This window comes from Salinibacillus aidingensis, from assembly GCF_039522525.1.
Lineage (GTDB): Bacteria > Bacillota > Bacilli > Bacillales > Alkalibacillaceae > Salinibacillus > Salinibacillus aidingensis.
This window is the reverse complement of record NZ_BAAADO010000003.1, coordinates 148,945-169,822: the sequence shown is the minus strand read 5'-3', so window position 1 is coordinate 169,822 and position 20,878 is coordinate 148,945. Positions and strand designations below refer to the sequence as shown.

20 protein-coding genes, 1 tRNA gene and 1 other annotated feature are annotated in these 20,878 nt (G+C 41.9%); of the genes, 3 read left to right on the top strand and 18 right to left on the bottom strand.

Going from position 1 to position 20,878, the window contains the following annotated elements:
• Window positions 1–62 precede the first annotated feature (62 nt).
• From ABD006_RS07600 to ABD006_RS07570, 7 genes are all read right to left on the bottom strand, one after another.
• Entirely contained in the window at window positions 63–980 is a 918-nt protein-coding gene (locus ABD006_RS07600; protein ID WP_343839405.1) for a ketopantoate reductase family protein, read from the bottom strand.
• Window positions 981–1,310: 330 nt separating this feature from the next.
• On the bottom strand, window positions 1,311–1,784 hold the full coding sequence (locus ABD006_RS07595) for a tRNA (cytidine(34)-2'-O)-methyltransferase (protein WP_343839402.1): 474 nt from the start codon (window positions 1,782–1,784) through the stop codon (window positions 1,311–1,313).
• Window positions 1,785–1,833: 49 nt separating this feature from the next.
• A complete protein-coding gene (locus ABD006_RS07590) occupies window positions 1,834–2,685 on the bottom strand; it encodes an amidase domain-containing protein (protein WP_343839399.1) in 852 nt (283 codons plus the stop codon).
• A 64-nt stretch (window positions 2,686–2,749) separates the two neighbouring features.
• Entirely contained in the window at window positions 2,750–3,277 is a 528-nt protein-coding gene (locus tag ABD006_RS07585; protein WP_343839397.1) for a methylated-DNA--[protein]-cysteine S-methyltransferase, read from the bottom strand.
• Window positions 3,278–3,412: 135 nt separating this feature from the next.
• The gene (gene queG, locus ABD006_RS07580) at window positions 3,413–4,552 is read right to left on the bottom strand and encodes a tRNA epoxyqueuosine(34) reductase QueG (RefSeq protein ID WP_343839394.1); all 1,140 of its coding nucleotides are present in this window, start codon (window positions 4,550–4,552) and stop codon (window positions 3,413–3,415) included.
• 20 nt (window positions 4,553–4,572) lie between these two features.
• Window positions 4,573–6,291, bottom strand: coding sequence for an ABC-ATPase domain-containing protein (locus ABD006_RS07575; protein ID WP_343839391.1), 1,719 nt, complete (start codon window positions 6,289–6,291; stop codon window positions 4,573–4,575).
• 589 nt (window positions 6,292–6,880) lie between these two features.
• Window positions 6,881–6,954 (bottom strand) — tRNA-Gly (locus ABD006_RS07570).
• A gap of 306 nt (window positions 6,955–7,260) precedes the next feature.
• Between ABD006_RS07570 and ABD006_RS07565 the strand changes: the two genes are divergently transcribed.
• Window positions 7,261–7,398, top strand: coding sequence for a DUF1540 domain-containing protein (locus ABD006_RS07565; protein WP_343840265.1), 138 nt, complete (start codon window positions 7,261–7,263; stop codon window positions 7,396–7,398).
• Between the two features lie 71 nt (window positions 7,399–7,469).
• Here the strand turns inward: ABD006_RS07565 and ABD006_RS07560 are convergent, their stop codons facing one another.
• The 4 genes from ABD006_RS07560 to ABD006_RS07545 all read right to left on the bottom strand — a co-directional run bounded on the left by ABD006_RS07560 (window position 7,470) and on the right by ABD006_RS07545 (window position 11,141).
• Window positions 7,470–8,474 (bottom strand): ABC transporter permease subunit, encoded by a 1,005-nt coding sequence (locus ABD006_RS07560; protein ID WP_343839389.1) that lies wholly within the window; start codon window positions 8,472–8,474, stop codon window positions 7,470–7,472.
• The gene (locus ABD006_RS07555) at window positions 8,471–9,388 is read right to left on the bottom strand and encodes an ABC transporter ATP-binding protein (RefSeq protein WP_343839386.1); all 918 of its coding nucleotides are present in this window, start codon (window positions 9,386–9,388) and stop codon (window positions 8,471–8,473) included. Before ABD006_RS07555 ends, ABD006_RS07560 begins: the two co-directional genes overlap by 4 nt.
• A 108-nt stretch (window positions 9,389–9,496) precedes the next feature.
• A complete protein-coding gene (locus tag ABD006_RS07550) occupies window positions 9,497–10,642 on the bottom strand; it encodes an anti-sigma factor (RefSeq protein ID WP_343839383.1) in 1,146 nt (381 codons plus the stop codon).
• Complete coding sequence (locus tag ABD006_RS07545; RefSeq protein WP_343839380.1) at window positions 10,632–11,141, bottom strand: sigma-70 family RNA polymerase sigma factor; 510 nt, start codon at window positions 11,139–11,141, stop codon at window positions 10,632–10,634. Before ABD006_RS07545 ends, ABD006_RS07550 begins: the two co-directional genes overlap by 11 nt.
• A gap of 160 nt (window positions 11,142–11,301) precedes the next feature.
• Window positions 11,302–11,535: a binding site (T-box leader), on the top strand.
• Window positions 11,536–11,598: 63 nt separating this feature from the next.
• Between ABD006_RS07545 and ABD006_RS07540 the strand changes: the two genes are divergently transcribed.
• Window positions 11,599–12,762: a pyridoxal-phosphate-dependent aminotransferase family protein gene (locus ABD006_RS07540; protein WP_343839376.1), complete on the top strand. Its 1,164-nt coding sequence runs from the start codon at window positions 11,599–11,601 to the stop codon at window positions 12,760–12,762.
• A 1-nt stretch (window position 12,763) separates the two neighbouring features.
• On the top strand, window positions 12,764–14,350 hold the full coding sequence (gene serA / locus ABD006_RS07535; protein ID WP_343840262.1) for a phosphoglycerate dehydrogenase: 1,587 nt from the start codon (window positions 12,764–12,766) through the stop codon (window positions 14,348–14,350).
• Between the two features lie 133 nt (window positions 14,351–14,483).
• Here the strand turns inward: serA and ABD006_RS07530 are convergent, their stop codons facing one another.
• The 7 genes from ABD006_RS07530 to ABD006_RS07500 all read right to left on the bottom strand — a co-directional run bounded on the left by ABD006_RS07530 (window position 14,484) and on the right by ABD006_RS07500 (window position 20,867).
• A complete protein-coding gene (locus ABD006_RS07530; protein WP_343840259.1) occupies window positions 14,484–15,299 on the bottom strand; it encodes a histidinol-phosphatase HisJ family protein in 816 nt (271 codons plus the stop codon).
• A gap of 278 nt (window positions 15,300–15,577) precedes the next feature.
• Window positions 15,578–15,997, bottom strand: coding sequence for an acyl-CoA thioesterase (locus tag ABD006_RS07525; RefSeq protein WP_343839373.1), 420 nt, complete (start codon window positions 15,995–15,997; stop codon window positions 15,578–15,580).
• 70 nt (window positions 15,998–16,067) lie between these two features.
• Window positions 16,068–16,634, bottom strand: coding sequence for a TetR/AcrR family transcriptional regulator (locus ABD006_RS07520; RefSeq protein ID WP_343839370.1), 567 nt, complete (start codon window positions 16,632–16,634; stop codon window positions 16,068–16,070).
• 43 nt (window positions 16,635–16,677) lie between these two features.
• A complete protein-coding gene (locus ABD006_RS07515; RefSeq protein ID WP_343839367.1) occupies window positions 16,678–18,285 on the bottom strand; it encodes a long-chain-fatty-acid--CoA ligase in 1,608 nt (535 codons plus the stop codon).
• A 15-nt stretch (window positions 18,286–18,300) separates the two neighbouring features.
• Entirely contained in the window at window positions 18,301–19,077 is a 777-nt protein-coding gene (locus ABD006_RS07510) for an SDR family oxidoreductase (RefSeq protein ID WP_343839364.1), read from the bottom strand.
• A 375-nt stretch (window positions 19,078–19,452) separates the two neighbouring features.
• Window positions 19,453–19,974 (bottom strand): DoxX family protein, encoded by a 522-nt coding sequence (locus ABD006_RS07505; RefSeq protein ID WP_343839362.1) that lies wholly within the window; start codon window positions 19,972–19,974, stop codon window positions 19,453–19,455.
• Window positions 19,975–20,411: 437 nt separating this feature from the next.
• Complete coding sequence (locus tag ABD006_RS07500; RefSeq protein WP_343839360.1) at window positions 20,412–20,867, bottom strand: GtrA family protein; 456 nt, start codon at window positions 20,865–20,867, stop codon at window positions 20,412–20,414.
• Window positions 20,868–20,878: the final 11 nt, after the last annotated feature.

Sequence of the window (20,878 nt, the reverse complement as noted above, 5' to 3'; positions counted from 1 at the left end):
GCGGGGAGTGGTTGGTCAGGGGGTTGTACCTGTATAACAAAAAATTGAGCTGCCGCAGCAACTCAATTCTGACCGTTTTTATAGGGATGTAGTAACGCATAAACTGCCCTTAAACAAGGGAGATTAATTTGATACTTTTCACCCTGCTCTAACAGATACCCATGCATACTGTCTAATTCCATCGGCAGTCCTTTTTGCAAATCCCTGTGCATAGAAGAGGTTAATTCTGGCGAGATCATTTTTAACTTTTCCAATACAGCATCAACGGTATCGTCTGGTAATCCAATTTTTCTTGCTCGGGAAATTTCATAAACTTCAGTTATAAGACTTCGTAAAAATTTCTGTGTCACCTCATCATCAAGGGCTACTCCAATTGGTGCCCGAACAGCTGATGTAATCCCGCTTAAAGAGGTGATGAAAATAAACTTTTTCCACACTTCTTCCAAAATATCATCCGTATACGTAACTTGTAACTCAGCATCCATCAGCATCTTCTCAATTTTCTTGAGGAAAGCAGAATCCTGTGCTGTTAAAGGGCCAAAAATAATTTCCTGAATGGGACTTTTCTGAATAATATCCCCTTTGTCATTTAAAGTTGATTCTATGTAACAAAGTCCACCCAGGACCTTTTCTCTGCCGAACTTTTCAATAAGTACGTCCAGATGCTCCACTCCATTTAATAACGGCAGTAGTTTAGCCCCCTGCACAACAAGCTTTTCAATTTGCGGCATTGCGCCTTCAAGATGATAATTTTTTAACCCGATAATGACTAAATCAGGGTTTGCTATTTCCTCTGGTTCCCTGATGAGATTGGGCTCAAAGGAAAAGTCACCATGGATACTTTTAATGTTCATCCCCCGCTGTTTCAGCTGTTCATACCTTTGGGATCGGACTAAAAAATAAACAGATTCCCCGTTTTTGGCAAGCTTTCCGCCAAAATAACCCCCGACTGCTCCTGCTCCAATCACGACAACATTCATTATGAACACCTCCACTATAAAATCTATGTAAATTGTTAAACATGGTGCACGTTTTTGGTTTTGAAAAGAAAGGGAAATTTGTTGTCAAATCATGAATTATCTGTGCAAGTTAAGAAAGGATATTTAAAAACACGTATAATTTGGTATAATAAGAAATAGCTTACATTTACATACGAGATGCTGATGCTAAAAAAGGAGGAATTTTCATGAAGATTATACTTATCTTAGGAGTCACAGTTGCTTTCCTTACTTCCATTTTCACTGCCGGCTATAATTCCAAAAATTAAAAGGATTGTCAGTCGCCATCCACCTTATTGGATGGCGGCTTTTTTAGTTCATATTGGGAAATCCCTGCTGACGGAGAGCTTCAAAAATAATAATGGCTGCTGTATTTGATAGATTGAGGGAGCGTATCTGATCATTCATATGAATGCGAAGACAGTGATCCTCTTTTCCCTCAAGCAAATCCTTTGGAATCCCGGAAGATTCTTTTCCAAAAACAAAAAGGATGTCCTCATCCCGATTGCTGTAATCAAAATCAGTATAATATTTAGTTCCAAAGTTTTCTATATAATAATAGGTTCCATTCGGATACTTGTTATATAGCTCATCAATGGAATCATGGTATTTGATATCAACATTGTACCAATAGTCCAGCCCTGCACGACGTACCATTTTATCATCTGTCGAAAACCCGAGAGGTCGAATCAGATGCAAAGTGGTATTCGTGCCGAGGCAGGTACGTGAAATATTCCCTGTATTGGCTGGGATTTCTGGTTGATATAAGACGACATGTATTCCCAACATTTATCACCTCTGTTATTGCTTCATACAGTAGTTATTATATCATAGGTTACTCCCCTATACGGAAAAACTTGTACTGACATTTCGGCGTCCAGGCGGGCGAGTCTTCATAACGCCAGTACCGATTACGGCTATTAGCTGTATGGGCATTAACGAGGGGCTCTCCATTGCCATCTTTAGCTACGACGATGGTTGTGTGGTTCCATTTGCCATCCCCCTCAAAATCGTAGCAAATGACATCGCCAGGCATAAGATCCGTTGCATTTTCCATCTCTTTTGCCGTTAATCCCTGATCTGATCCACTTAAATACCAGCGAAAAGCATGGGCAACCGACCAGCTGTAGCTCCAGTTGTTCCCTGAGTACCACCAGCCCCTCGAACGATTGGGTGATCCCCACATCGGTGCTCCTCCAGCACGCAGACACTGGGAAATGTAATTCGTACAATCCACCTCAAACTTTTGATAGTCCGGATTATAGTCATTCCACCAGCGCTCCGCATAGCGGACAGCTGCTCTGCGGTCATAGGAAAAGGATCGCTGTTCTGATCTCGTATCAGATTCAAAAGAAGGAACGATTGGCTCAGTATGATTGTCCGTTGGGGCCGGACTAATTTCGTGTCGGGCTAAGGCTTCACCATCAAAAAGGAGACTTCCAGGTATGATTTCTTCCTCCAGATATGTTTTGCCATTTTGTTTAAGTAAATAACACAAATGAAGATGATATTGAATTTCACGGCGATGATTCCGGTTCATCTGATGATAGGGACGTCCCTCACCTGTAACCTGCAGCACCTGAACTCCCCTTCCCCTGAAAGCCTCTATTTTTTTCCTCCACCATTCAAAATCCGTGTTTTCCCGAATAATATGTTCCCACTCATTTTGAAGAAAAGAATCGTCCATAAAAAAGCCTCCCTTCCGTTTCAATGTATGTAACGAAAGGGAGAAGCATGAAACCTGAATAAGACTATTGTGTGACGACTGAATACCCTTCCAAACTAAGCAAAAATTCCTTTTTTCCGATCCCGCCGGCATATCCCGTCATGGCCCCATTACTGCCCACGACTCTATGACAGGGAAGTAAAATGGGCAGAGGATTCCGATTAACGGCACCGCCTACCGCCCGCTGCGCTTTAGGCGACTGAACGAGCTGAGCTATTTCCTTATATGTACGAACTTCTCCATACGGAATTTCACTCAAAGCCTTCCAGATCTGTTTCTGGAATGGAGTACCGTATATTTCATAGGAAAGATCAAATTTTGTGCGTGTTCCATTGAAGTACTCTTCAAGCTGCTGCGTTACCTTCAAAAGCTTCGTTGGGTTACGTTCAAAAACAGGCTGTTCAAAATGCCTGCCGAGCCACTTCTGAAAAGATGCCCTCAACTGATTGAGCTTTCCGTACTGTATCGCCAGCAATGCCTCATCCTTCATCATCAATGTGACAGGACCAAGATTCGTCATCATTTCATCATAATACAGCAATTGATTGTTCATCATATCCCCCTTTAAATTTGTAAGTGCTTAATGGAAAAAATGAATATCATTTAAGGATTTCGACAAACAGCTTCTATTCTCATTTAAGAAAATTTTAAAAATGGCCGCATGTGCACATGCGGCCATCATTCATTCTCAGCTTTGCGGGGCTCTGAAATAGTTCAGCCCTTTTTCCATTTCTGCTAATGCAGATTCATCGGATTCTTTTTCCTGCGCTTCCTGAATGGCTACCTTTCCAGCCTCAGAGCCTATTTTTCCTAAAGCCCAGGCCGCGGTACCACGTATCATTGGCCGTGGATCATGCTTCATGCCATGAATGAGTTCATCAACGGCTGTCTGATCCTTATAATTCGCAAGAGCGATAATGGCGTTACGTTGAATGGGCTTTTTCCCCCGCCATGAGCCTGCCATCGGTCCGAATGTTTCTTTAAATTCTCGATTTGAAATACGTAATAGTGGCTTAAGACGAGGTTTGACCACGTCAGGGTCCGGTTCCATTTCTTCATGGAAGTGGAAGTTCTTCCCCTTATTTTTCGGACAAACCACCTGGCACGTATCACATCCATATAGGCGGTTACCAATTTTAGCCCGATATTCATCAGGGAGATAGTCCTTAGTCTGTGTTAAAAAGGCGATACATTTCTGAGCATTCAGCTGTCCACCCTGAATCAAGGCACCTGTCGGACAGGTATCTACACAAAGGTTGCAATCCCCACAGTCCTCTTCCAGGGGTTGATCCGGCTCAAACGGGATGTTCGTTATCATTTCACCTATATAAACATAGGAGCCAAATTCAGGGGTAATCAGAACTGTATTTTTCCCGGTGAATCCGAGTCCTGCGCGTACAGCAACCTCTTTATCGGCCAATTCTCCGGTATCCACCATAATTTTATATTGGGCATCCGGATGTTTTTCTTTTAAAAACTGCCCCAGCTGTTCAAGCCGGTCCCGTAAAATATCGTGATAGTCCGTTCCCCATGAGGCCCGGCAAAACTGTCCGCGCCGGTCTCCTTTCGTGCTGCGGGGAGCGTTCTCCAGTTTGGATGGATAGGCTAGCGCAATCGAAATGATCGACTGGGCTTCAGGCATTAATTTACGAGGGGTGGTTCTCTCCTCAATGGTACCCTTTTCAAAGCCGGACTGGTATTGATTTTCCTGCTGTTGCTTCAGACGTTCCTTAAGGGTGGAAAATACATCAACTGAAGCAAAGCCTATTTTATCAATCCCTATCACCCTGCTCTGTTCAATCACATCCTGTTTCAATTCATCAAACAAACCATTCCCCTCCTTTCCCTTTAGCGCTTTAAAGCATGTGGGGACAGTCCCTTGGCTGTACGTAATCGATTAAGTGTGGCGGCTATTTCGAATCTTCTTGGTCTTGCGAGTTCCCCTGGATGTTCATGTGGTCTTGGGGTAAATGAAGGAAGTCCTCTTGTGTCCATTTGTTTTTCAATTTCATCCAACAGCTCACTCAAAGATTTTTTCTGTTTCAGCCAGCCTTTTTGCTCTAAATGATGCAGAATCTGTGCAATCATACGGGTCTGGGAAACGTCTACCAGCTGTTCAACCTGCTGGAGATCAATATCCACTTTGCCCATCAAAATTTTATCAAGACCTTTTGCCTGTACTTTGGACTTTTTCCCTTTACGACTATCTAAACTTTCAGGTAAAAAGATCCGGTCTGAAATCGTCCCAAATGACTCATCTCCATGCTTTCGTTCACTTGGAAACTGACTCGCAATGTCCTTCGCTTTTTGTGTCACATTATGCGGAATATACTCATCAAGCATAATCACCTGATCCGCAGCATCAAAATAGTCACCGGATCCACCCATCACGAGCACCGTGGAAACGTTAAGCTCATCCCGCAGCTGACTGATTTTATCAATAAACGGTGTAATCGGCTCTTTTTCCTTCACAACCAGTTCCTGCATCCGCTGATCACGAATCATGAAATTGGTTGCACTCGTATCCTCATCAATTAATAAGGTGGAAGCCCCTGCTTCAAGAGCCTCCATCACATTTGTCGCCTGTGATGTACTTCCACTGGCATTTTCCGTGCTGAATTCTCCAGTATCTTCCCCATGTGGGAGATTGTTAATAAAAGGAGAGATGTTCACATTGGTTACCTTACGACCATCCTCAGCTCTAACCTTCACTGCATTTGGGTCGGTAAGAACATATTCACGCCCATCTTCCTTAATATGGTGATAAACGCCACGTTCAATGGCCGTAAGCAGCGTACTTTTTCCGTGATAGCCACCACCAACAATGACCGTAATTCCCTGCTTCAGGGCCATTCCTGTTAAAGGTTCATCACGATGCGGCAATTCGATGGAAACCCGATTTTCCTCTGGACTCTGAAAAGGTACAGCCTTTTTCAACGGACGATTGCTAATGCCGCTTTCACGAGGCAAAATCGCCCCATCCGCAACAAAGGCAATCCAATTATTCTCTTTCATCTTTTTACGAATCGCTTCCTGCTGATCCGCCAATTGGACAACAGCCTCAATATCGTGATCTTTAATCGAAAATACCGATTGCTTTAAAATGTCCGGAATGATTTGAAAAAATAATTTCTCGGCTTCCCGACCATTAATACGACGGCCATTTGCAGGCAAACCTACTGAAAGACAAATGGTTGTGTGAGACCCATCTGTGGTTACAGCCGTCCGCTCCAGAATTTCCTGTCCGGGCACATCAATGCTTAAAAGTCCACTTTTTCCGGAACCCCGTACAGTGGCCTGATTTTTCCGAATCGCCCGGGCAACATGGCGGGCAATCACATCCTCAGTGTATATTTTCCGCTGTTTTCCCTGAATCCACTCTTTTTTAATTGGAAAATCCTTATCAGGAATAATCAGTCTGATTTTTGACGGGGAAGCAAACGGATCCCCCTGAACATAGTCAATTGCAAGTTTATATTGCTGAAATTGATAGCTTCCCTGCAAGGATTTATAACCTTTATAGCTTTTTCCATCAATATTTCGCAGTTGAGATCGCAACTTTTGCATAAAATCCAAACACCTCATCTACTAAGAATCGAACTTTTTGCTTAACAATCCAAGGATACAAGGCAAGTGGCGGAAATTCAAGTCAGACAGGGATGGTTTAACGGGGGACGAACTGGCAGACTTAAAAACAAGAATTCAGACTGAAAAAACCAGGAATTCGATTGATAAACCGGGATATTCTACTGATTCCCAGCCCACTTTGGTCGATAAAAAATCAACTGAAGGATTGACGGCCGAAACTGATTTGATTTTTGCTCGAGGTGACTGATAAAACTCCAGATTCGGTTGATAAACGTCCTTATGTGACCGATTCCCCGTCAGAACCAATCGATGTAAAACTCAGCCGATCGATTGAGCGTCGATACTGACTTGGTTTTCGCTCCTAGCGACGGATAAAATCAGAAAAACGACAGATAAAAGCAAAAACGTGACTGATTCACTTTAAAAAAACAGCAAATCAGCATAAATGAAGACGCAATCCCGTTTCCATACTAACCAGAAGGATTAAAATATATGATTCCATTAAAAAACGCAATGCTTCGTGGCGAGCCAAACGAAACACTGCGTTGGTAACATGTATTATAATTGCTGGAGCGGGTGATGGGAATCGAACCCACGACATCAGCTTGGAAGGCTGAGGTTTTACCACTAAACTACACCCGCAAATTTTGTCGAAAACATTCGTTGTTGAACTGATATTTGAAATTATAACAGGGAATGGACAATGGTTCAACAGTTTTTAAAAATTTTATTCACATTTTATGATTTTATGATAAACAAGTTCGTGATTTTTTAGTTTTGGCCTTATCATTTCGTTTCCAGCTAAATCCTCTGCGTTGACAAACACATCCCGGTAACTAAATGACCCTCTCCAACCTGGTCAAAATCATCCTTTCTGAATCTGAATGATTTTTTCAAACGAGAGGTATCCTTATAAAAACAGGGGGTGGAAAGCTTGGCTCAGGACGTATTTGCGAAGTGAAAAACTGTAAATATTGGGCAGTAGGCAATAAATGTACAGCCGAGGCAATTTACGTCGTAAGCCACAGCGGGAAAGAAGCCAATCATCAGAAAGAAACAGATTGTAAAACATTCGAACCTCTCTAAACATTTTTGCAGGCCTCAGTCACAAACTAAAAAGCCAGGCTTCCATTCGGAACCTGGCTCTTCCACACTTTTTACCCGGCAATATCCCGTTTTTTAAATATATACCAGGTGAGTCCCATGAAAATGACAAAATAAACTGCATTTACCCCTATGGAAAAAGGAAGAGTCATTCCTTCAAATGGCGGGGACAAATTATGGATATATTGAGTCAAATTCAAGTTCGGAAACAGCACATATTTCCCCCATTCGTACTGCCTTAACAAACCGGTTATAATATTTCCAGACAGCAAAATAAAAACGCCAATTCCAATCGCAAATGTGTTACTTCTCATAATAGTGGAGATCATAAAGGCCAGCGATGCAATCACTAATAACCTGATAAATTCCACTCCGTAAATTTTCAATACTTCAATACTAACCGTTTCCGCTTCCATCTGCCCTGAATTTGTAAAAGTTATACTTTCATAATCAAGTGGTGCAAAGCCGAAATACATTCCCCCGATAAGCCAGGAAGTCATTAACAGAAGCGCCAGAATAATGATTTGAAAAAGAACCACTGTGGTAAATTTGGATAATAAAATTTCTCCCCGGGTAAAAGGACGAATCATCAGCATTTTTATAGTTCCCCAGGAAAATTCACTTGCGACAATATCTGCTGCGACAATCACCACAAATAAGGATATAAGGGCAATTAAGCCTGTCGAATCAGACATAAAAGTCCATACATTCCGTTCATAAGGGTTTTTTCCTTCCTCCAGATGGGACTCAAGTCTGTCAATTTGACCCTGAATACTGGAAATTTCCTCCTCGGCGTTGGGCATGACCTGCTGTGCCTGTTCGGAATTCTCCTGATTTTCAGCCTGCTGCATGGATTCATTTATTGCCTCAATCTGATCTTCATACCTTTGAATTTCATCCTGCGCACGCTGCTCCCAATCCTGGTTCTGTCCGCCCTGGTGCATTAAGAAAGCCATAAGAAGAACAGCGAAAGCCATAATACCAAACATAATCCACGTACGAATGCGTTTAAACACTTTTATATTTTCATTATAAACAAGGGAGAACAATTTCATCATACTTCCTCTCCTCCCTTCGTTATGGCTAAAAACTTCTCCTCAAGTGATGGGTTTTTGCTGGAAATTCCAAAAACCTGAATATTGGCTTGTACCAATTTTTTATTAATAGACGGTATATCACTGCGTTTTGCGGGGCATTGCAGATATCCGTCAACAATTTCAAATTCAAAATCCGTTAGTTTTTCCTTTGCCAGTTCTGGCTGATCGACTTCAAATTGGACCAGTGTGTCTGCACCATGGTCCTCCCTTAACTCATGAACAGAACTGATGTCAATAAGCTTGCCTTCCTGAATAATGGCGACACGATCGCACATCTGCTGCATTTCAGCTAACAAATGGCTTGATACCATCACGGCAACTCCTTGTTCCGTCAGCTTTTTTAAATAAGTACGAAATTCATAAATTCCTTGTGGATCCAATCCATTTGTAGGCTCGTCAAAAATGAGCAGGGAAGGCTTATGCAGAATCGCCTGAGCAACCCCAAGCCTCTGCCTCATTCCGAGCGAGTAAGTTTTGACCTTCCGATGAATGTTTTTCTCTAAATCTACTAACTTAATAACCTCTTTGATACGTTCTTTTGTAATTGAAACCTGGGCCATTCTGGCAAAATGAAGCAGATTCTGATAACCCGTTAAAAACTTATACATTTCCGGATTTTCGACAATCGCGCCCATTTCAGACATGACCTGTTTGAAATTCTCATCAGCGTCTACCCCATTAATGAATACTTTTCCATTTGATTTCGAAATTAACCCGGCAATCATCCGAATGGTTGTCGTTTTTCCCGCCCCATTCGGACCAAGCAATCCAAACACTTCGCCTGATTGGATGGAAAAAGATAAATCATCAACTACATTTTTGTTTCCAAGCTTTTTTGTTACATTTCTTAGTTCTAGTACTGAACTTGATTCCATGTTTACCTCCAATAGGAAATATATGTTATCCAACTCTTGTTATTTTAACATAATTTAGAAAATGCAAAAGATACATTTTACATAAATTTATAAATCTTGAACTTCTCTTTAATTCCACAATCTTACTTCTCCAATAGAAAGACTGGAAATCCAATCTTCACCCCTTAATGCTAAAATTTCTTTGGAAGGCCCTGTTATCACAACTCCATAAATGTGGACCCCATGATTTTTTACATAATCCATCCGTTTATTTAGTCTAAGGTCTGAAGATTGGGCGACTCGGTTCGAAATCCGCTTATGCTCATTCATAATCTCCAGTGTGCGAATAAAATTTTCATTTCGCAGCTCTGCACTTCCATAATCTGAAACATTAGGGTACGTCCCCTCCTCAATCGTCACATTACTGTAAAAGCCTTTATCCTCGGTTTCCCTTGAAGTGATTTCTAAATCTTCAGGATGCCAAATCGGCAAACTTGGAAAACCAATAGAATCGGTGGGAGTTGGTCCTCTCTGTTTTGCTTCCTCTTTCTCAATTCCGGTATCAACGGCGAACCAAGCAGGCTTTACGGTCTGGTAATTTTCAAGCAATGATAAAAGTTTTTTTGTTGAATAGAGCTGGTCCAGAGAGATATAAGCTTCTGCTACTGTTCCCTCTGGTAAATGATTGAGTCGCTCCCATTCATGATCATCAGAAATATTCTTGTTTTCAGCCACAGGATAAATGAACATTGAATTTTGCTCGATATCTTTTTCAATAGTTGGAGAGAAAGGGAATCCATAAAAGAAATTCATTTCAAAGCTTCCCACCTTTTCATTCTTATTCCCTATTCTTTTTTTGAGATCACTTTTATTATTAAAAAAGAAAAAGCCTGTATTTGAGCCTCTACTGCCAACCTCAATATTGGGATTGGTTACAGCAATAGCAGATTCAATTACGTCGTTATATACTTCAATACGATCTGGTTCACCCCAGGAATAAAAAATACTGTTTACCAGACTGCTGCAAAATGCAATAAGTATAAGTATAGAAATTGCCGTTACAGCATTGCTGATTCTTGCCTTCCATTTTCCTTTTCGAATGATTTTTTGATCATTTGGCTGGAATCGATTTTCTGTTTCGTCATCCAGCTGCTCATCTAAATAGGATTGGTAGACTTCCATCTTTTCTAATTCTTTTTCTACCTCCAGCGTTTCTTCTTCTGATAGCTTCCCTTCTGAATAAGCCTTAAGCTTTTCCTTGAAATCATCTCTCATCCGCTGAATCACTCCTTTCTTTTAAACGACGAAGAGTTTGACGGCCTCGAAATAACAATACTTTAAAATACGAAATGGAAACCTCCATGATACTCGCTGATTCTTTATAAGATAGATCATGGAAATCAGCTAATAAAACTGCGTGCTTTTGCTTTTCTGGTAAGGTTTTAAGCACTTCTTCCAGCTCCTGGAGTTGATTCCGGGTAATAGCCTCTTCTTCGGTGGATGCATTTCCTTTTATTTGCTGGAAAAACGGCTGATCTTTCACAATCTGACGCTTATTTTTCCGTACAGCATCAATAAATACGTGATAAGCAACCTTAAATAACCAAGGTTTTATTCTGGGAGGATCAAGCTCTTCAATATGTAGGTAAGCCCTGACAAAAGTCTCCTGTACCAGGTCCTCTGCCCAATAACCATCACGGGTAAGAGAGAGCAAATAGCGAAATATTTCAGGCATATGTGAACGGTAAATATCATCAAGATTTTTATGCGACATCCTCTCTCCCCCTTCAACCTGACTACGAATCAGCCTATCATTTTGTTACAAAATTTTCGGGACTGTCCCCACACGCTTTAAAGCGCTAAAGCAAATTTGCAGGTTGACATTCGTTATAAGTCTGCTATGATAGATTAAAATTCATTTAATACGGTTATACGTTAATACGGTGAAGAAGACAAGTCCATGATTGCTCATACGTCAGAGAGCTGGTGGGTGGTGTAAACCAGTGGTGAGAGTGATGGATAGCCCTTCGGAGTTGGCAGGTTGAATCGCCAGTAGGTCTGCCCGGTACATGCACGTTACGCATGAGGACCAATGAAGACTGCTTCAGGAGTGTTTGGAAGCAGTGAATAAGGGTGGTACCGCGGAAGAATAACCTTTCGCCCCTTCTTAATTAAGGGGTGAAAGGTTTTTTATATGAAAAAAAAACAATCCCATAAAGGAGTGTTTACACATGCTACAGGATCAAGCATTTTTACGAATCCCCGGACCAACACCAATTCCACCTAGTGTGCAGCATGCAATGACTCAGCCGATGATTGGTCACCGTGGACGTGAAGCAAAGGAATTAATTCAGAAACTGCGCCCAAGGCTGAAGCCCGTCTTTGGAACCGAACAGGAGATTATGATTGTTGCCGGAAGCGGTACTGCCGGCCTTGAGGCTGCGGTTGTAAACAGTGCTAAGCCCGGTGATGAAGTCCTCGTCATTGCTACAGGCGCGTTTGGGCACCGATTCAAAAAAATATGCAACAGCTATGATTATCAAACCCATGTCATCGAAGTATCCTGGGGAAGTGCCGCAGATCCGGCGGAAATTGAGGAATATCTGAGGCAGCATCCAAATATAAAAGTTGTGTTTTCCACCTTTTGCGAAACTTCAACAGGCGTATTAAATCCTGTCAGACAGATCGGGGAAATCGTACACAGAACGTCAAATGCGCTGTTTGTTGTCGACGGCGTATCCTGTATTGGCGGTGTCGAAAGTAAAATGGATGACTGGGGGATAGATGTTCTCGTTACAGGTTCTCAAAAGGCAATGATGCTGCCGGCAGGACTGACCTTGATTGCAGTCAGTGAAAGAGCACTGAGGACAATGAAGGAAAATCCGCAGCCCCGTTTCTATTTAGATTTAACAACCTATCATGATAAATTACTCGCGGATTCAACTCCTTTTACTCCGGCTTTATCCTTATTATTTGGACTGAATCAGGTACTGAATCTTATGGAAGAAGAAGGCATTGACAACGTTGTAAAACGACATGAAACCATGAAGAGTATGACACGGGCTGCCTGTCGTGCGCTTGGTTTACCTCTACTAACTCTGGACCAGGATGCATCACCAACAGTGACAGCCATACAGCCTGATGATTTTGACCCGGAAAAGCTCCGGAGTATTTTAAAAACGGAATTCGGATTATCCATTGCGGGAGGGCAACAGCATCTGAAAGGAAAAATTTTTCGTATCGGTCATATGGGGTATTCCTCTCCTGCCGATGTTTTACAAACCATTAGCTTATTAGAACTCGGCTTATATAAAACCGGAAAACAAATCGAGCTTGGAAAAGGTGTAGCCGCGGCCCAAACGGTTTATACAGAACATGAAAACAGGAGGAATTAAAATGACGTTCCATATTTTAGTCAGTGATCCGTTAAGTGAAGAAGGAATTCAGCCTCTTAAGCAGGAAGAACATCTGAAAATTGACGTTCATACCGGTCTGTCTCATGAAGAGCTTCTGGAGACCATTGAAAAATATGATGCATTACTTGTACGAAGCCAGACGAAGGTAACCAAAGACATAATAGAAAGAGCAAAAAATCTGAAGGCGATTGGCCGTGCTGGTGTCGGAGTTGACAACATCGACCTGGACGCCGCTACTGAGCATGGGGTAATCGTAGTAAACGCACCAGATGGGAATACAAATTCTGCCGCTGAACATACCATGGCCATGCTCATGTCGCTGGCACGAAGAATTCCTCAGGCCTATCATTCTTTAAAACAGCATGAATGGAACCGCAAAGCATACGTAGGTGTGGAGCTAAAAGGAAAAACCCTGGGCGTTGTAGGTTTTGGACGAATAGGAGCCGAGGTTGCCTATCGGGCCAAAGGACAGCGGTTAAATGTCATTGCCTATGATCCTTATTTAACAGAAGAAAAGGCAGAAAAAATGGGCATACAGTGTGGAACGTTGGAAGAAGTGATTCAGCAGGCCGACTTCATTACGGTACACACACCTTTAATGCCGGCAACCAAGCATTTAATTAGTCGGGATGCCTTTAACCAAATGAAACCAGGTGTACGAATCATTAACTGCGCCCGAGGAGGTATCATTGACGAGGATGCTCTGTACGAAGCTATTTTAGAGAAAAAAGTTGCTGGAGCTGCCCTTGATGTTTTCGAGGAAGAACCTATTCAGAATTATAAATTAGTTGAGCTCCCTGAAGTAGTGGCTACCCCGCATCTAGGGGCAAGTACGGTGGAAGCCCAGGAAAACGTAGCCATCGATGTCAGCCGTGATGTTATTCAGATTCTAAACGGCGGTGCAGCCAAAAACCCTGTTAATCTGCCATCCTTACCTGCTGAGGTCATGAAACGAATTGAACCATACTTTAATCTGTCTGAGAAACTGGGAACCTTCAGCGCTCATCTTGCCCAGGAGCCGATTGAAGAAGTCAGTATCTACTATTCCGGCGATTTAGCAGATCTGGATGTGACACCATTAACCCGCAACACCGTAAAAGGCATTTTAAAACGCCACCTTGGTGATCACGTAAATGATGTGAATGCCCCTTATTTTGCAGAGAAAAAAGGGATTACCATCAATGAACAGAAGACCACATCCACCAAAGGGTTTACCAATCTGCTTACCGTTGAAACCCGTACAAAATCCGGCGCTTCCAAAGTGGCAGGAACCTTATTGAACGGCCTTGGCACACGAATCGTTAAAGTAGATGCCTACAGCGTAGACGTCGTTCCACAAGGTCACCTTTTGCTCATCCGTCACACAGACCAGCCAGGTGCCATCGGACGTGTCGGAAGCCTGCTCGCAAAGTTTGACGTCAACATTGCAACCATGCAGGTCGGACGTTCCGACGTAGGTGGAGATGCTATTATGATGCTAACCGTTGATCGACAAATAGATGAAGATGTCCTCCAAAAATTACAGGAAGTATCCGATATTCACCAGGTAAAGCCAATTGATTTGTAGGATGGCATGATATTTAGGATGTACAACTAAATCACAATTACCAGGCTGCATTCCAAAAACCTGGATCTATAAAGAAAAGTCATACTCATGGTGTATGACTTTTCTTATGACCAGATTTTTGTCTACCGGTCAATTAACCTAAAGGATACGTCTCTCTCCTCCGCTGGTTAAACACCTGAATTTCCTTATACCCGATCGATCGGGCCAATTCAAGGGACTGATCAAAGGCATAACCCACATGCTTTGGTGCATGTGCGTCGGAGCATGTCACAATGCCAACACCGGCTTCATAGCACTTTTGCAGCAAAATAGGGTCCGGGTAGATTTCTCCTACAGGCTTACGAAGCCCGGCTGTACTGATTTCAATACATGTGCCTGATTTGGCTAAAGCCTCCACAGCCCGGTCATACTGCTTTTCAACAAAATTCTGATCGTCTGGCTTATAAGAGAAAATTTTAATTAAATCGATATGTCCAACAAAGTCAAATAGCTCAGATTCGGCTAATGTAACGATTTGATCAAAATACTGCTCATAAGCTTTATTAATATCCCGTTTTTCATATTCTTCCCGATGAATCGCAAGGTCAATTCCCCAGTCGCCAATCCAGTGAACTGAGCCGATCACATAGTCAAAGGGACGGGCATTAATAAAGGCCTCCATCTCTTTTTCCTTTCCGGGTCTATAATCCATTTCAATCCCCATTTTTATGTTCAGCCCTTCAGCCCTGGCCTGATCAAAGAACTGCTGATAATCTTTAAAATTTAACCCTCGACGGTTGTCAATCCAGGGGTTGGAAATAATATCACTCGTCTCATGAAAAAAATAAGCATGTTCAGATATCCCTAATTCTTCAATTCCCTTCTCCTTTGCTTTCTGTAAATACTCCTTCAAGTAATCGGTTGTAAATTCTCCGGTTTCCGCCATATGTACATGATAATCAGTCAGCATAATATCCTCTCCATATTTAAACTTTTCATCTATTGTATCATGGATAACAAAATTTACAGTGACCTCTTCTATCAATGCTTCCAAACTCCTCCTCTAAATTGAGAGAGACCGGAATCTATCACTAAAGGGGATACTTCTGAAAAGACACAAATCCGCTTTCTGTAATTGCTGAACAATATTTAAAAAGGATCGTCTCCTTTCCAAAGACGATCCTTTTAATCTTATCCGTATAACCATAACTCTTCCCTGTACAATACAAGCTTTCACCGTGGCTGAATTTATCCCTTCTTCCCCTCAACTGCATTCTCTTCCACGTAAGGCATGAGCTTCTGTCTTACAGAATCAGGAATGGGCACTGTCTTTTGCTGATGGAAATCAAAATACACCATGATGGCCTTTCCCTCTGCGATCAACCCCCTGTTATTCACAAACTCGTGTTTTAAATGAAAGCTGGAGTTGCCCATTTTACTGACAGTGGTTTGAATGGTCATAACCTCATCAAAATAGGCCTGCTGCTTAAAATCACAACTCGTTGATGCTAAAATAAAGGGCCATGAATCCATTTTCATAGGCTCACCTAAATCTCTGAACATTTCAATCCGCGCCTCTTCCAGATAAATAAAATAGCTAATGTTACTGACGTGACCTAAGGCATCTGTTTCAAATGCCCTCGCTTTCACTCTGCATTCATGCTTCAAACTGTTCACCCTCCCTTTCCATCCATTTGCCGGCTAAGCTTAATGTAATCCATTCCATTGAGCAGAAAAGCTAACTGTATTCAATTCCCCTGCTAATCATATCGATAAAAATGTCTGCCACTTCCAAGTCGGTGAACATTCCGTCCGACTGAAACCACTGATAGCTCCAGTTACATATACCCAGAATGCCAAGGGTTACAATATCTGCCTTCAGATCCTGTCGAAATTCCTTAGCCTTGATTCCATCCCGAATAACTTCTTCCACAATCAAGCGTACCTGGTTTCGTTTTTCCCGTACTTCCTTCATGTGAGTTTCATTCAGATGACGATATTCACGATGAAAAACTCGGGCGCTGTTTCCTAACGGAGTAATATTGGAAATAAGCACCCGAATGAGACCGTAAAGCTTTTCTGTATAGCTTACATCTGCACGCCTTACCAACTCTTTTTGCTGTATGAGTAATTCATCAATGTACCTGCGATGAATCGTCATTAAAACCTGTTCCTTGCTGGCAAAATAATAATAAAAGGTTCCCTTAGTTACCCCTAAGCGGTCAACAATCTCCTGAATAGAGGTTTCACTGAATCCCTTTTTCTCAAAAGCTTCTACACAGGCTTGAATGATTTGATTCTTCATTTTCAACCCTCCCAAAATTAAAGCGCTTCCATTTTAAAGAGGGTTACACCAGCTCTTCACGAACTTTTCGACGGAGGATTTTTCCGACATTGGTTTTTGGCAGTTCATCTCTGAAATCAATCATACGCGGAATTTTATAGGCTGCCAGGTTTTCCCTGCAAAATCTGATTAAGTCTTCCTCTGAACTGTTCTCCCCTTCGTTCAGGACAACAACAGCCTTAACGGTTTCTCCGCGATATTCATCCGGAACACCTACAACCACAGCTTCCTGAACAGCTGGATGCTCATACAATACTTCTTCAACATCCCGAGGATAGACATTGTATCCACTCGCAATAATCATATCCTTCTTCCGATCTACTATATAAGTGTATCCATCTTGATCCATTCGAGCGATATCTCCCGTATACAGCCAGCCATCACGCAACGTTTCTGCTGTCTCCTCCGGCATATTCCAATATCCCTTCATCACCTGAGGTCCTTTAATAATCAGCTCCCCTGTTTCCCCATATGGAACTTCTTTTGTACCATCGCTTAAATCCACTATTTTATATTCCGTGGATGGTACCCCAATACCGATACTTCCCGGCTTTCTATCCGAAAACATCGGGTTACAATGGGTGATTGGGGATGCTTCAGACAGGCCATAGCCTTCCAGAATTTTCGCACCGGTCTTTTTCTCAAAGGAACGCATGAGCTCCCCTGGCATCGGAGCACTTCCACTATTACAGATTTTTATACTGTCAATCCCATACTCCTCTGCTTTTGGGTGGCTGTTGATGGCTACATACATGGTTGGTACACCTGGAAATGATGTCGGTTTGAGGTCTTTGATTGTTTGCAGGACTTCTTCTAAATCAAACTTAGGAAGTAAAATATTCATTGCAGCTGTATAAATGGAGAGGTTCATACATGATGTCATGCCAAAAACATGGAACAGAGGGATGACCGTAAGATAGCGTTCTTTGCCGAATTCGATTTCATCCTTAAAAAACTCATAGGCTTGAAGCGTGTTGGTGACAATGTTTCGGTGAGTAAGCATGGCTCCTTTCGATCGACCTGTGGTACCACCAGTATATTGCAGAATCGCAATATCTTCTTTCGGATCGAATTCAACAGCCTTTGGCGGGTGGGTTGCCTGCTTTAAATAATCGGTAAATTCTACAGCCAGATCATCATCCGAGCTCTCTTCACCAAGCGTAACCTGAATAACCTTCTTTACGTTTGTCTGATCAATAATCTGATTGAGAACGGGTAGAAGTGGCTTATAAATGACAATCGTCTCAGCACCGGAATCCTTTAGTATATGCTCAAGTTCAGGCCCCGCCAGCATTGGATTTACCTGGGTAACCGTACCACCTGCCTGCAAAATGCCATAGTAGCTTATTACATAGTGCGGGCAGTTCGGGAGCATAATCGCCGCCCTGTCTCCTTTATTGAGACCCTCATCCTGAAGCTTGGACGCAAATGCTCCTGCCTGCTGTCCAAGCTCTTTGTAAGTAAACTCTCTTCCGTAAAAATGCATGGCCTTATAATCCCCGTATTTTTTAACCGTCTGGTGTAGCATATCCACGGCTGTAATATTGGGAATCACAAGCTCACTGTTCAAATGATCCGGATAATGGTTTTGCCAGACTTTTTCCATATTCATTCCTCCTCACAACTTTTAAGTAGCACTCATCCCGCCATCAACGGAAATGGTCTCCCCAGTAATATAACTGGATGCTTTTGAAGCCAGGAATAGAGCAATCCCCTGAATTTCTTCCTCCTCTCCTAAGCGACGTAAAGGCGTTAATTCTGAAACAACTCCTCCCCCATGCTCAAGTACTCCTTTAGACATTTTCGTCGGAATAAATCCTGGTGCAATACAATTTACATGAATATTATGAGGGCCCCACTTTGCAGCTAAATCCTTTGTCATTGTAATAATGGCACCCTTACTGGCGTTATAGCCCACAGCATCCATCACACGTGGATCCACCCCTCTTAAACCTGCAATCGATGATAGATTAATAATTTTTCCGCTTTCCTGTTCCACCATATGCTTTCCAACCGCCTGTGACATCAGGAAGGTACCTGTCACATTTACATTCATGACCTTGTACCAGGCATCCAGCGGCATTTCTAATACGGGCGCTCCCCACGAAGCCCCGCTATTGTTTACGAGGATATCGATTTTACCAAACTTCTCAATCGTCTGATCTACGACATATTGAACCTGATCAGGCTCTCGAACATCACACTGCAGCGCTAAAACCTCTCCGCCCTTTTCCTCAATTTCTTTAGCTGTGGTCTCGCAATTTTCAAGCTTTCGGGAACAGATCACAACTTTAGCTCCGGCATCGACATAGGCCAAAGCAATCTGTCTCCCAAGGCCACGACCCCCGCCTGTAACAATGGCAACCTTTCCGTCCAATTGAAATAAATCCTGAATTAAACTCAAAAGATCTCCTCCCCTTTGATAACGCTTTCATAAGTGTGAAATAAAAAAGCTGAATTACAATATAGTATACTAACCAGTCAGTATGTTTAACTGTTACCCCTCAAATTTCCACTTATAAACACTATATCATACATTTCTGAAGATTCAAACTGTTGCAAGGAACTTTTTGGTTCATATCTCTTTCTAGCCGATAAATATAAAAGCATGTCCATTTCACCCCTGAAATAGCCATGCTCTTCTTCTTAGTATTCATCCATTGTGATTAATCATGGATATAATATGTCATAAACTTGTTTATCTTCCCTTAAACCTTAAAAGACGCGGCTGTGGTCGCGTCTTTTAAGGTTTTCTCTTGTCCGGATGATAAATATTCAGTTATGCAACCGCTACTTCTTCTTTATGTTTCTTACGGCTCTTGAATGTTAAGTTGTGATTGTTTAAGAAAGGCATTACCCAGCGATCCAGACCGAAACGTCCTGCATTGTAGCCTGCCACAACGATGAATACCGTTATTAATACCATTTGGGCGTTTGTGCTAACTGTACCACTGAATAGGAACGCAAAATTCATTGTCAGCCCCATTAGCCCTGCAAAGTTTGTGAAAATCCCCAGGATAAGGGCCAGACCTACTAAAAGCTCTCCCCACATAACTAAGAACGTAAATACTTCAGCATTTGGTAACGCAACGTTTTCCAGGAATGCTGCCCACCAGCCCTGAACAGCTGGATGCTCCCCACCAGCGCTTGCAATTGCACCTTTTATAAATCCACTTGCATCAAATCCACCGCCAGTTATTTTTCCAAAGCCAGCTGTAAGAAAATGATATCCAATATATATCCTAAGAAAAGCTAACACACCTGCAACATATTTGTTATTACGAAGAAAATGATTAAACATATAAATCCACCCCTTAAAATTTGTTCAGTATTTCACATATTGTCGTATTATAAGGTAACAGAAGCGGTGCCATGGCCTTACCGCATTTGCTGTTTCCTTATTACACTTATATCTTAACATGAATTTTAGATTTGCAAATGACTTTGTTCACTATTTCACATTTCTGTAACAAACCTTTGTCTATTTTGTGAAATAATGAACAAGGTGTTGCCGAAATTCTTTCTTTCTCCCAGGAAATCAAATAATTTGATAAAAATTGACGCAGGTCACATCCTTTCTTTTCAAGTCTTTATATAATTTAATTTGGATTGTGGGGGTCGTCGATTTGGTTCTAAAAGGGTCCAGCTGTGCACTGCAACTGGATGAAGAATCCCGATATATCGAAAAAAGCCCAAATCACACCATCTGTGATTTGAGCTTCCCTGTTAAAAATGATATTATTCTTTCACTTTCTTTGCTCCAAAATCTCTAAACACCAAATATTTTATCATAAAAAAGCTTGCGAGGAATGAGAGAAACATGGCTAATCCCTTTGCAATATTATAGCGCAGCCAATTTGGTATACCAATAAATCCCAATAGTAAATTGCCGATATAAAAGACAAAGTTATTTACACCTAAACTCACGATCCCCTGTCCAATAAAGGTCAGGCGCTGCCAGTTGCTCCCTTCCGCTGAACGTCGAAAGGTAAAGCTGGCATTCCAAAAATAACTGTTAGCTACAGCCAGTGTATAAGCTATGGTATTATAAAACAATAACAGTCCCTGATTATCTGTATGAAAAAATAACAGTAAGAGATTTAATACTCCTATGTCAATAGCTGCATTTGCAACCCCAATAACACTAAATTGCATAAATTGAAAAGGGCCTTTTTTCTTTTTATGATTTCCCATGGAATCCCTCT